The following is a 14,294-nucleotide window of genomic DNA, read 5'->3' on the forward strand; positions in this document are numbered from 1 at the left end:
TGGACGCATTCCGAAAGAAACGGCGTATGGCTGACATTACTGTTGCCGACATGACGGTTGAGCTACTGACTCGCTTTGACAACTTTCTCCACAAGTGGGAAAATGAGCGTGAGCCTGGGAAACTGTTGCATCCGAACACTATCGAGGTGCAGTTCAATATCCTCCGCACGCTTGTTCATCGCGCTATCGAAGTCGGTATAATGGAGGCCTCAAAGGATCCGTTTCTTGTATTCAAATACAAAGGCGTAAAGACTATCAAGGAAAAACTTGATGACTCGGAAATGGAGCGTATCATCAATCTGGAATTGGAAGAAGGCTCACTGATATGGCACTGTAAGAATTATTTCTTGTTTAGCTATTATTGCGCAGGAATCCGTGCTGCCGATTTGATTCAGTTGCGATGGGGCAACGTCACCGCCTCCGGCCGATTGCATTACCAGATGGGCAAGAACCATAAAGAGCGCGACCTTCTTCTCGTTGAGCAGGCCATTAAAATCCTGCGCCATTATCAGCGGGAGGACGCAAAGGCTACGGATTATATTTTTCCATTGCTCTCAAATGATGCGGAATATGCCGGATATGTGACGCAAGCCGACAAGGACAGGATGCGTCCGGAACTGCGCCACAAGATGTACCAGGATATTTCATCAAAGAATGCCCTTATCAACAAATATCTTAAAAAGATTGCATAGCAAGCGGAAATAGAGAAGCCTCTGTCAATGCACATCAGCCGACACTCATTCGCACATATAGCGCAGGAGTCCGGGGCGGAGTCATCTGCGATAAAGAATATCCTCGGTCATAGCAACCTCGCCACAACCGAACGATATATGGGTAGCTTCGACACCACCAAGACCGATGAAACGCTACGCAACGTCTTCGCCAAGAAACAATCCTCGGCAACAGCGCCGGAGGAATCAGGGGCGACAAAAGAAGAACAGGCCATCGAATTGCTAAAGGGTATGACCTCGGAACAAATAATGGCCGTTATTTCGGCAATCAACAAATAATCTTATTCGCGAGTTGGCAAATAGCGCATATCGAGCCTTAGCTCTGTGTGCGATTCCGAAGGAAATTTGACCAACCGACAAATAATCAGTAAATTTGCATATGGAACAGAATACAGCAATAACGCAGATATACAATCATGCAGCGGAAGTTATAAAATCCGCCATACTGCAAGGGCAATACGAGGCCTTGAAAGGGGTAAATCGCATTCAGCTTGCTACATACTACTGGATTGGTAAATATGTCTCTCAGAATACACGGAAAGGTTTCTGGGGTACAGGTGCACTTGACCGTATCAGCGAGAGAATATATAAATTGCTTCCGGGTATGCGAGGATATTCCGCAGAAAGCCTCAAAAAGATGCGTCAGTTCTATGAGGCTTGGGCTATGTTTGACTCTGATTCGGCAATCGGGATAGAGCAAAATCCTTCGACTGATAATTCGGTAATCGCGATTACCGAATTGAAGGATGCTGATGACCAGATAGATATATTTCGGGAATTGCGAATACCGAATTTGGCTGAATTCCCTGTAGAGGACTTCTTCAAGGTTCCATTCACCCATCACATTCAAATTTTCAGCGGGGTAAAAGACACTTCGGCAAGATATTACTATATTCGTAAGTGTGCTGAGGAACACCTGTCGGTCAGTGCGCTGAAGAAATCAATCAAGGATAATGATTATGGCAAATGCAAAGACATCCCCAATAATTTCGGACTGACCATTACTGATGGTCAACTGGCGAGAAAGGCAGTTCTTGCCTTCAAGGACTCATATGCGTTGGACTTTATCAACACAGAGGAAATCGGCGAGCGGGATTTACAGGATATTGACGAGCGTGTAGTCGAGCAGCAGATTGTACACAACATCAAGAAATTCATAATGACCTTCGGACGAGACTTTACTTTCGTCGGTAATCAGTATCATCTTGAAATATATTCCGAAGAATTTTTCCCGGATTTGTTGTTCTTCAACCGGGAGCTGAACGCACTGGTAGTGGTCGAGCTTAAAACAGGAAAATTCAAGACCAGCTATCTTGCCCAACTGATGACTTATCTGCGGATTCTTGATGACAAGGAGAAGAAGCCCCATGAGAATCCATCCATCGGCATCGTCCTATGCAAGGAGGCAAACAGAAGTTTTGTGGAATATGTCATGCAGGATTATGACAAACCGATGGGCGTTGCCACTTACACTACCACTAAAGAAATGCCCGAAATGCTGAAAGACACTCTCCCTGATATGGACGAATTGAAGAAGCTGCTCTGATTAGGATAGCAGTTTTCTATATGCAATCGGGATGGTAAGCCATATGGCAATTCTGACAAATATCTATGATTTTAGGGTTGAAAAATTTGGTGGTCACGCGACCACAGCAAGGTGTCTTTTCAGGTACCTGAAAAGGTTTTGGGGTACTCGGTCGTATCCACAAAACAACCTTGCGTGGAAGGAGGAGAGAACACTCCAAAGTCGTGTTCTCCATACTGACGTGTGTGGCACCAGTTGCGCATTATTCGCTGCGCGACGGCGACATCACTCAGTCAGAAAGTCCGGATAATGCCGGACTTTAGTGCTTATATTGACGCTGTCATGCTCCTAAAAGAACGGAATGAGAAGGGAAAAGAACGGAACCAAAACGGAATTTCACGGAACACCCACGAAAAAATTTGGAAAATCATATCGTGGGACATTATCTTTGCATCGTGGATAATGAGTTGACTCGCCAGCTATATAGAAAATTATCTGACCAACCATATAGATAACTCATCGGATAGATAGCTGGATAGCTAACCAACTATCAGATTGGTTATCCGTTTAACCACTTGACTGATTAGTTATATAATTCGATATCGGATTGGCTAATCAATTAGTTGACCATATGTTTGGTTGTATATATTGCTAACCAAGCAATCAGCTATGAAATATACCCTACAAGGCTAAATCCTTGTAAATCAGCCGTGGTCTTTAAGCCCGAATGTACGGCTGTTGTTTATTCGGTTTGTAGGAACATACCATCGTACTGCATAATATTCTTCCGTCAGTTCTTATCAACTACCTTCATTCAGTTCTTACCGAGGTAAATCGCGAAGTCGGTATGAGCCTATGTCCCACCTTATGGAAGTACCGGTCTAATTCCGTAGGTACTTTGGTACTAAGGTACTTCCGTACTTAAGTCAGTACGTTCTTCAGTACCATATAACGTACTAATCACAGTCTGTAAGAACTGCATTCCTTCCGTAAACACTGAGTTATCCCCTGAGTAACCAACTTACTGAAACCCCATATCACATCCTGAGAGACCTCCCAATGTCGGGGTTGGATGACGTTAGGAGTGATCTCCGTAGGCACGTCATATCCAACTTCCGGAACTTCGGATGTACGGACATCCTCATATCCGGAGATAGGTCATGACAACCGTATCGGCATCCGCCAAATTATTTTGAGTTTTTCATCGTGCCAAGAGGCACATCAAAAATGAAACGCAATGAGAAACAATGAAAATCCCGCCCAAAGCGACACCTCAACAACCTGTTCCGTCAATGACAATGATTATAGTACCGGAAGAAGAATGGCGCAACCTCCATGACACACTGGAGCAAATCATCGACCTGATTACCCGACGCAACGCCGATGACTCCAGCAGCGAATGGATAGAATCCGAAGCTGCCCGCAAGCTCCTTGGCATCTCCCCCAAGACGTGGCAGAACTACCGCGACCAACGCCTCATCCCCTTCTCTCAGATAGGCCGCAAAATCTACGTCAACCGCGCCGACCTCGACGACTTCCTCCGCTCACATCGGATAGGCACTCGGAAGTGACATTGTAACTGAAATTCAGCCAAAATGAGACGGCAAGCGACTATGTTTTACAGCATAATCGTTTGCCGTCACATTTATCTTTAATAACTTTACGTTCAAATTTAATAAATCAATGGAGACAAAAACAGAACGACAGAAACTAAACAGAATAAAAGCGGTATTAGCCGAAACCGGCCACACAGGCAAATGGCTTGCCCAACAACTCGGCAAAGACCCCGTCACCGTCTCCAAATGGTGCACCAACACCTCCCAACCGGATTTATATACCCTGAATGAAATTTCGAATCTTCTTTCTATAGAAATGCGAGACTTATTAGTGCAACAGCCGAAATCTACTATTATCGAATTGATATAAACATTTTCACCATAACCTGTTTAACATTTCGCCATTCATGGTATTAAATAAGAAAACGCCAATAACATGAAACAAGTAATTGACAGAATATACAAAAGAACTACGGAATACTCTCATCCTTCGCAAGCTACGACTATAGCTAATTCATTAGAACTGCTCTCTTCAGGAATTTATACTGAAGAAGAACGTTTTGTATTTGAATTACTTCAAAATGCAGTTGATAGTTACGATGAGGTTTCAGGTGGATTAGATGTGAAAATCATCGTAGGGAATGGACAGTTCGTGTTTATGCATACTGGAAAGGCCTTCTCTGAACGTGATTTAGAAGGACTATGCGACATCGGTAACGGAAATAAGATGACCGATGCTAAAAAAATTGGATATAAAGGCATCGGTTTTAAATCTGTCTTCATGCACTCTAAACGAGTGACTGTGATAACGAATGACACTTGCTTCCGCTTTGACGAAGAAGCTTGTAAAGCACTGGCCGCTGAACGAGGCAAAGAATATTATAACGTAAAAATGCCCTGGCAAATAATTCCTATTATTTCTGAGATTCCTATAGGCATTGATTACAGTTATTACAACGTCACTACGATATTAGAAGTATCGAACACAGAAAAACTTCTTAAGAAAGTACAGAAACTTCTTTCTGATGCACGTTTCCTTTTATTCTTAAAGGTATCCAATCTAAAAGTTTCATTATTTGATATGAATAATGAAATCCTTACCTTATCTAAGACTCAGGATGGAAATATTCTAACTCTTGCAAAGAATGATGTTCCTCAAACTCGTTGGCTGATGTTTGCAGAGGATGTAACAATACCCGCAGAAGTTAAGGAAGATCTCATTCATGATGCCAAAACTCCCTCCAAATTAAAAGAATCGGTCTCTGTTGAAATCTCGTTTGCGATATCTCTTGATGACGAAGGACATATTGTACCTATCGAAGATGCGGTAGTCTATACTTACCTTCCGACTTCTTTTTCTTTTGGATTTGAATTTGTTGTTAATGCAAACTTTATCACAGACGCTGGACGTCAACAACTTATCAAGGATTGCGAATGGAATAAATTTATATTTTCACAGATTCCTATTCTTTATCTTAATTGGATAAAGGATGAGGTGGCGCCAAATCACAAAGATTGGTATAAGATATTGTTACCCCTAACGAAAGATAGTGATGAATTAAGCGTGGCATATTCATCAAATATGGATTATGCTCTACAAACGATTCCTTTTGTTAGAAGTATGACAGGAAAACAGACGTGTATATCACAGTCTCTTTTTGATAAATTTTCCTTTCACAATTCTTTGCCATCTGAATCTTTCTGTTCGTTTATTAAACATGAGCTTAATATCTCAGAGCCTTATGAATCCATTGTACCTACTATGGCTGGCTCATGTCTCTTGAAGTATGGAATTTCAGTGTTGGGAAAGTCTCATATTGAGAAATTTCTAGAAAACAGTATTATATATCTAAAATCATTGAAAGATGAGGAATATATAGTATTCGCTAAGTGGTTAAAAGATGCGACTGAACTACGCAGTTCTTCTTTTGATAATATCTTATCATATTCCCGTATTTTACCATGTGAAGACGGGGAATTACATGAACCAATAAAAGTGTTTTTTTTTTCTGAGTACATGCCTTATGATGAAATTGTTGAGGATGCTTTCGTATTACAGTCATCCTTTGGACAGACCATCCCTTCTGACCTAACATCATGGTTAAAGGAATTGGGGGTGCAAGAAATGTCGAAAATATCAATTATCAATAAGGTGATTTGTGAGGCTGATTATATTACAAAAGATAATGCTATTAATGCTCTTACTTTTGTTTTTAAAGCTAATCAATCAGAGAATATATTTGGAAGCATACCTAGTCATAGACTAGAGAACCTAAAGTTGCTTACAACAGGTGGTAACCTTAGATATGCATCAGAACTGTATTTGTCTGACATTTATAATCCTGTTTGTAAACTTCAAAAAGGGTATAGTGATGATATATTTGTTACAGATTTATATCTTACCAACTATCGTGAGACATCCGAATGGTTGTTATTCTTCAAAAAACTTGGAGTTAATGATGATATTAGCTTATTAAGAATAAAATATGGGGAGGGGTCTTGGCCAATGAAGAATTATCGTATTTCATCATTGGTTTCTCTCGCCAGGAATACAGAATATAATCCATGGGGGACACGTAAATATTATTTAGGATGTGGTGGCCCTGTATCTATTAATGTCAATTCAAGCCCCTTACTAAATCCTTACAGTAATCACACTCATGAATTCTATGAAAATTTTTGGGGACGTATATTTTCTCAACCTTTTGTTAGACAGCAGGAAAACATCCATGGCTCTACGGGATACGGCTGGAGCAAAACTGTTTCACTAAGCAGTTCTAAATATTTGGGACAGACTTTTGTTGATTGGATTTTAATGACCTTTAAGGTAATCCCAGCTTCCGATAAACAACTGTATACAATAAACGATGTGCTGATTGACAGCAAATCAAATAAAGATTTATTTGGTAAATACTTCCCTGTTATATCTATTAATGGGACTATATCAGATGAATGGTTAAATCGTCTGCCATTAAAAAAAGATTTAACGCTCAACGATTATCTTAACATCTTAGATAATATATCTAAAGATGATGAAAAGGAACAAATAAATGACAATATACAACGCATTACTCGGATATATGATAGAATTGCAGATGAAGGTTATGATCTAACAGAAGGCTCCTATGATTTCAATATTCTTCGTAATTGGGGTAAAACGCATAAGATTTTATCCTCTGAAAAGGAATTTGAATATCCTTGTGATTTGTGTTTGATTTCATCTCGACTTTCAGGAGTAGAGCTTGACAATCAGGTATACCATAGAAAGAATCAAGAGAATGACCGCTTTGCATCATTGATGATAGCTCTAGGTGTAAATATGATTACAGATCACAGAGTTGAGGGGTTAGAAAATGCTGTTGCTCAGGATTTGGTAAAAGACTCCTTAATGAAGAGAGTTGAATTCTTTACCGCATTAACCACTGATGGCAATATATCAAAACATGATTGGGATGAGACCGTTGAAAAAATACGAGAATCAATATCTGTGCTAAGATTTTATAGTGTGCCATCTATTCATGTAATATACGGCAGACAATCGATTGAGAATGTATTCTATGTGTCCAACACAGATTTGTATTATGTTGGTAAATTCGGTCTTGCCGTGCAAGAGCTTCTTCACCGGGATATTGTCAGACTCATAGGACTTCACAAGAATGATAGTTCTACATTCTTGACACTCATGAGAATGAGCGATTTTGATGAAATGGTCGAATATCTTCAGTTTAAGGGATATAATACAGAATACATATCTCGTCCAATGCTTCCTGATAAGATGGATTCGGATTCATCTGTAATTATGAAAGGAGAAGACGCTACTAATGGAGAATTGAGCAACGAACAAAAACGTGTTTATCTCGAAGAAGCTAAGGACGCAATCCTTCATCAATTGTCATGCGATGGATTTGATACATCAAACTATAAATGGGATGGTTGGACATGTATTGATGGTGTTAAAAAAGACGGTAAGGAGTATCCACTCGTTATACGTAGTAATAAAAGTGGTAGAAATACAGTATTGTCTGCATCGGATTGGGATCAACTTATGAAGACAAATGCTATGTTTGTTGTGAACACTAATTTTGGAATTGGAACAGTCAACTTTAAACAGCTATTAAGAAGCAGAGACAATATTACAATTCGATTTGGTTCAGAGAATATTGATGAGGCAAATCGGATCTCAAAACTTGCTGAAGCGTTTGCATTCTTTAAGGGAATGCAATTCGATTTTGAAAGTTACATAAGACCGACTATATCCCGTTGGCAAAGCTTCATGGCTCCTGAGCTTGAGACTGGCGAACAAGCCGGTGCAAATCCTTCAATACCTTTGCCTGAATAAATATGGAGCAAAGAGAAAAGATTCGCAAATTCCTAAACATGGAACTTACCGCAGTAACGGAGGACTTTGACAAGAAGTTCTCCGCTGCGGCTCTCCATTTATTAAATGAGAGCGAAGAATTGTTTATTGGGCAATTCATAAAGTTTGAAAATGGAGAAATGATTGTCAAATTTAGAGCATCGCGAGCTTTCCCCAGAAAAGGCGAATATGTTCAGGCCATGTATTTACCAGCAAAGTTACAGGATTATCGACAATGGGATGATTTAACTTATGAACACCTATTTAAGAATCGATTAAAGGGTTCGGAAGCTGTATGCATTTGGCAAACTAAATCAAATGAAGACGGTTTTGTTCTTCTTGGATTTCGCGGCATCGAATTAGATTTTGCCGACTATATTTCAAAAGCTCCTGGGGCTCTTATCATAATGGGGCCACATCGTCCGCCAATAGATTATCTTGCAAATCTCTATAGACTTACAAAGGATGAATACTCCCAGCGAGTGTCCGATATATTAGACTATCCCTATTGTCAAGTGCCAAATATTCCAATCCCGGTTAGGGACGAACAACCGTCTCAATTTATATATCAACAAATTCATTCATCTGGAATCACCTTACTTCAAGGGCCTCCGGGAACTGGGAAAACTCATCTGATAGCCGAACTTTGTGCGAAGCTTTGTGGAGAGGAGAAATCTGTTCTGGTCACTGCTTTGACAAACAGGGCATTGATTGAGATTGCGACCAAGCCTGCAGTAGATGAACTGCTAAAGAATGGAAAAGTGCTAAAGTCCAATCTTACCGTTGATGAACAGAGTGAAGTACCACAATTATCATCTTTGAAACAACTAATGCCGATCAAGGGAAGTCTTGTTATGGCAACATATTACATTGTCAGCGGATTTGCTGCAGATTTGGCTGGAGATGAAGCCTTTGATGTCGTGATAATGGATGAGGCAAGCCAAGCTCTCACCCCTATGTTTGCTGCGGCAAACAAAATTGGACATACAAACCTATGGGTAGGAGATATTGCACAACTTGAACCGGTTATCGCGCTTAATGAAGACAGAGTCATATCAAATGACTTCTATGATTTTGTCAACGGTTTGATGACCATGTCAAACAAGAGGCAATTTCCGAACTATCAATTGATACGCACATATCGTCTCCCTCAACGTAATGCAGATTATACAGGGTTATTCTATCGTGGCACACTTGTCTCTGCTAAAAATGACAATATTTTAGAGTTAACCTCTCTGAATAGGATTTTGCATGCTAATGGTGGCCCGACCTTAGTTCTAACAGATATGAATGTTTCAGATGCAACGCCACAGTTTGCAATGGATATGGCTACATTCATAGTATACTCTATTCTTAATGAGACCCCATCAACCGAAGTCTCTGTCTTGACATGCTTGCGGAAAACTACACGAGCTTTGCAAAAGGCGGTAGCATTACGGATGGGGTTGGGTAATAAAGTCCTAATAGAAACTATTGCGAGAGTTCAGGGGCTAACGACTGATATTACAATATTCTTCATACCTAATACATCTCTAATACGTTCCCTTGAACCTCGTCTATTCAATGTTGCCACAAGTCGAGCAAAAAGTCATACGATTATCATCGCAGACAAAAACATCCTTAGTTTTGCCCACATGAATCATTATGTCAGGAGTTTTCTAGAAAAACTCAATTACGAATCATGTACCTATATTCCCGCTAACAATTCAATACCATTGTCACAACTCCCGAGCGATTCAGATATTTCTAATAAAAATGGATTGCTTGGTTAGTGACAAACTATCTCAATTATGGCAAAGTCTACAGATAAAATAAAGATAATTTTGGATTCGGGTGTCAGTGCTGAGGCTCAGGCACCGGTTATTGTATCAGCAAGCAGAAGCACGGATATTCCGGCTTTTTATGCCGATTGGTTCTTTGAAAGATTGAGGCGTGGTTATTCGACGTGGACTAATCCTTTCAATGGTGTTACTTCATATATAGCTTATCGCAATACGAGATTCATTGTGTTCTGGTCGAAGAACCCTCGACCGCTCTTGGAGCATCTTGATTATTTGACCGAGATAAATATCGGGTGCTATATACAATACACTTTGAATGATTACGAAGCGGAAGGTCTTGAGAAGGGTGTTCCTCCGATGTCTCAGCGTATTGAAACGTTCAAAATGCTTGTTGATAAATTAGGCAAAGGTCGTGTCATATGGAGATTCGACCCGATGATTCTGACAGACAAAATCAGCATTGGTGATTTGCTTGAAAAGGTAAAAAATATAGGCGATCAGCTAATGAACTATACTGAGAAACTTGTGTTCAGTTTTGCCGACATTGCCTCGTATCGTAAAGTGAAATCCAATCTTGAAAAGAATGGTATCAACTATATCGAATGGGACGAAGCCACGATGAGTGAATTTGCCGAAAAACTGTATGAGATGAACCGAGAGCGCGGATGGAACTTCGAACTCGCGACTTGCGGCGAAAAAATTGATATTGAACAATATGGCATTGAGCATAACCGGTGCGTAGACGATGACCTTATGATTCGATTCGCCTATCAAGATAAAGATTTGATGGATTTCTTGAAAGTAAATATCAGGAGAGTCCAACCCTCTGCACCATCTATGTTTGAGGAATTCGATGACACACCTATAATCCCTGCTGACGCCATAATGCTGACGCCTGATATCTATGCTGTTAAACAAAAGAATAATAGGGACAAAGGACAGCGGCAGTTCTGCGGATGCATCGTGAGCAAAGACATTGGGCAATACAACACTTGCCCTCATCTTTGTGAATATTGCTATGCAAATACAAGTAAAGAAGCAGCTGTAGCGAATTGGAAACGTCATAATTCAAATCCAAACGGAGATAAAATAATCGGATAATTATGGAATATAGAGAGCGAATATCACGCATTTCCAATCTAACTATGGATGCAATTATCGAGAACTGTCGGTGTCATATCCCCGAACAGTATCGTTTACGCCCATATTCTCACCCGGAACTTAATCATGGATTGGATTTATTGAAGAGCAATGAAGGTCTGGACTGTTATATCGGTGCTTACGGAGAAATGCATCAGGCAAAATGTAGAGCAGCAATGCAGAACATGCCTTTCCCTCCCAAAGAAAGGGTCGGAACTTCATTATCCTTGGAAATTATAGACTGGGGTTGTGGTCAAGGAATTGGAACAGTCTGTCTTGTGGATTACTTGAAAGAGCGGGAACTGACGCAATGGCTCAAGAAGATAACTTTGATAGAACCTTCTGATGCGTCTCTGAAAAGGGCGGTAGCCAATGTAGCCAAAGCTACGTGTAATAGGGTTAGGATTACGCCTTTAAATGAATATCTCCCGTCTGTGTCAAATGAATCTGAGGTCAATATTCATTATGAACAGAATTATGTGTTCCATATTTTTTCAAATATACTCGATGTTACTGGCATAGACTTGGCTAAATTGGCGAGAAGGATGGCAATTCCCGGGCATACCCACTATGTGCTGTGCATGGGACCATTAAATGCAAATGCATTTAGAATCGATAGGTTTTGTGATATATTTACGCCTACGGAATTTTTCTCAAATATTTCGAGTGGTAATTATGGCAGGACTTCTGACACAAATTATCACTTTACCTGTAAAACGAAAGGATTTGTATATAACGGTGGTAGTCTGGATTTAAGCAAATATGATCCCACGGAAAGAGCAACAGAGCCAATTTATCAAGAATACAATTTGAATCTCCAGATTTCAAATGGCTTGATTTCAAAAGAAAAAGGACGGATATATTCCATACTGCGTAGTATCGTGTCTCCAAACGATTTAATCTATCTTGACCCGGAACTTAATGGCGCATCTCCTGACTTTATAATAGTGAGACCGAATGTTGGTGTCATTGTTATTTCCATATTTGAGGAAGAACTATTAAAATGCCATTTAGATGAAGAGGATCCGACGAAGAAAACGATAATTGTAGATGTAAATTCTGAACAGCCTGAAACAAAGCAGATACAATCTCCTTTTATCGCTCTGGAGAATTATCAGAATCTGATAATTGAAAGTCTTAAAGAGTTTACAGAGGCCGTCATTGAGGATAACAGAAATCTTGGTCTGGTCAAAAAAGTCCTTATATGTACAAAAGGCAGCGTAACTCAGGCAAGAACTATTTTCGGAAATCCCAAATTTGCATATATATATGGGAATGAATTTATCAAAGATAAATCCGTACTGTGCAGAATATTTGATGATCTGCGATTTCATTATCCTAATCAGGCATTTGATAATGTGGCATTAAAACAGTTGATAAAGGACCTGTCCCCAAAATGGCATTCATATAGAGAAGGAATACCCGTACGCCTTACCAGACAACAAGAATCTTTATCTGATAGTATCGAGGGGGCTCAACGCAAGATTAGCGGAGTTGCCGGCTCAGGCAAAACGCAAGTGTTGGCGACAAGAGCCGTGAATGCACAGGTTAGAAGTGGCGGAAATGTTCTATTGCTTACATTCAACATTACTTTGGCAAACTATATGCGTATGAGATTGTCACAAGTGAGAGCTGATTTCCCATGGGACAAAATTGACATTGACTATTATCATCGTTTTTTTAGGAAATATGCCAATGCCAACAATTTACACGTTCACATGGGTTCATACGATGAAGTAGATTTCTTTGAAAAAGCTACAGAACTTAAAAAATATGATGCTATTTTAATTGACGAGGTTCAGGACTATTTCACCCCTTGGCTACAGTTACTTCGTAAATACTTCCTTAAAGAGAATGGCGAATTTGTTGTATTCGGCGACCCTAAACAGAATATTTACCACCGTGAGTTAGACTCCAAAGGCGATATTCGATTGGGGTTCATTCGTGGTGAATGGAATCACGAATTGGATAAAAGTATGAGATTTTTAAATCCTGCTCTCGCCAATCTTGCCATGGCATTTCAGCAGCGGTTTTATGGTTTGTCCGAGACAATTAACCTTTCGGATGAAAATTTAGCTAATGCAAGCTTCCAATTTAACTTGATGAAATATCTTAGGATTGATCAAGTTACACCTGTTGAAGATTTGGCTCAGCAAATTTATGGCATTTGTATGGATTTCATTGTGAGTAATAATCTTAAGATTGAAGATGTAGTCATTCTTGCGCCTCAAACCGATATTCTGCGGCATATAGATTATCTGTATCGAATAACAACAGGAGAACGTACGACAATTACTTTTGTTAGTAAAGAAGGTGTAGATCGGATATCAAGACAGAGCCAATACGCCTCTTACGAATATAAAAGAGATTATGACCGATTAGAGAAAGTCGAGAAAAATCGCTTTACGATGGTTACACGTCATCTTAAACTGTCCACTATTCAAAGTTTCAAAGGATGGGAAGCACAAACAGTTATCTGTATAATTCAAAATGATGCATTTAGCGATGAAAATATAATCACTTCTCCAGAACTGATTTACACCGGAATTACAAGAGCCAAAGAAAATCTATTTGTTATAAACATTGGTAATAATGAATATGATGAGTTTTTCAAAACAAACTTGCAATAAGATGAACCCTAAGAAATACTCCAAAACCGAACAATTTGCCATAGTTTCAATTCTAATTCTCATAATGGAAGCTGATGGTGTCATAGACCCCAACGAAGAGGAATTCCTAAATCGCATACTCTCGACATTCAAGATTACAGAGCCCGAGTTAGAAATTATTAGTTCATATAGTTTTAGTCAGTGCCGTGAGATTCTATCTGGCATGGGGGCAGACGAACTCTTAGATGTAAAATCCATTTTTACAGAGATGGCAAAATGCGATGGCTACACAGATCCACGAGAACTGGAAATCATCAATCGGATAGTGTAAATACATTCTACCACATATGTGTTATGGCAGCATTACTCTCTAATGCCGTCTATGCGTATTGGGTGGGGAAAGTTACGCGGATTATTTGAATTTTGGGGTCAGCGGATTTTTCCGGTGGGCGGAGGTGATGTCAAGAGTATAGTGTTGCCAGTCTGAACATAAAGAACTTGATGTCTCCGACTCCTCTGAACTGGGTCCTGAACGCTTTTATCTTGGCATTGAAGGATTCCGCCGAGGCATTGGTGAGCCTTCGTTCGAAATAGT

9 protein-coding genes and 1 pseudogene are annotated in these 14,294 nt (G+C 39.9%); 9 read left to right on the top strand and 1 reads right to left on the bottom strand.

The window, feature by feature from the left end; genetic code table 11:
* Window positions 1–26: 26 nt before the first annotated feature.
* From K2H17_RS10320 to K2H17_RS10360, 9 genes and pseudogenes are all read left to right on the top strand, one after another.
* Window positions 27–1,010: pseudogene (locus tag K2H17_RS10320) on the top strand (tyrosine-type recombinase/integrase).
* A gap of 100 nt (window positions 1,011–1,110) precedes the next feature.
* A complete protein-coding gene (locus K2H17_RS10325) occupies window positions 1,111–2,277 on the top strand; it encodes a PDDEXK nuclease domain-containing protein (RefSeq protein WP_300134484.1) in 1,167 nt (388 codons plus the stop codon).
* Between the two features lie 1,277 nt (window positions 2,278–3,554).
* Window positions 3,555–3,827, top strand: coding sequence for a helix-turn-helix domain-containing protein (locus K2H17_RS10330; RefSeq protein ID WP_300134485.1), 273 nt, complete (start codon window positions 3,555–3,557; stop codon window positions 3,825–3,827).
* Between the two features lie 112 nt (window positions 3,828–3,939).
* A complete protein-coding gene (locus tag K2H17_RS10335; RefSeq protein ID WP_300134487.1) occupies window positions 3,940–4,182 on the top strand; it encodes a helix-turn-helix transcriptional regulator in 243 nt (80 codons plus the stop codon).
* Between the two features lie 66 nt (window positions 4,183–4,248).
* Window positions 4,249–8,151, top strand: a complete 3,903-nt coding sequence (locus tag K2H17_RS10340) for a hypothetical protein (protein WP_300134489.1) — start codon at window positions 4,249–4,251, stop codon at window positions 8,149–8,151.
* A gap of 38 nt (window positions 8,152–8,189) precedes the next feature.
* Entirely contained in the window at window positions 8,190–9,941 is a 1,752-nt protein-coding gene (locus K2H17_RS10345; RefSeq protein WP_300134491.1) for an AAA domain-containing protein, read from the top strand.
* Between the two features lie 18 nt (window positions 9,942–9,959).
* Window positions 9,960–11,051, top strand: coding sequence for a DUF1848 domain-containing protein (locus K2H17_RS10350; protein WP_300134493.1), 1,092 nt, complete (start codon window positions 9,960–9,962; stop codon window positions 11,049–11,051).
* A gap of 44 nt (window positions 11,052–11,095) precedes the next feature.
* Window positions 11,096–13,720: a UvrD-helicase domain-containing protein gene (locus K2H17_RS10355; RefSeq protein WP_300134495.1), complete on the top strand. Its 2,625-nt coding sequence runs from the start codon at window positions 11,096–11,098 to the stop codon at window positions 13,718–13,720.
* Window position 13,721: 1 nt separating this feature from the next.
* Window positions 13,722–14,030 (top strand): TerB family tellurite resistance protein, encoded by a 309-nt coding sequence (locus tag K2H17_RS10360; RefSeq protein ID WP_300134497.1) that lies wholly within the window; start codon window positions 13,722–13,724, stop codon window positions 14,028–14,030.
* A 130-nt stretch (window positions 14,031–14,160) separates the two neighbouring features.
* On the opposite strand, the gene K2H17_RS10365 is transcribed toward K2H17_RS10360, so the two are convergent.
* Window positions 14,161–14,294: transposase (locus K2H17_RS10365; protein WP_300134501.1), on the bottom strand; the 134-nt coding region annotated here is incomplete at its 5' end.

The organism is Duncaniella sp., from assembly GCF_029054785.1.
Taxonomy (GTDB): domain Bacteria; phylum Bacteroidota; class Bacteroidia; order Bacteroidales; family Muribaculaceae; genus Duncaniella.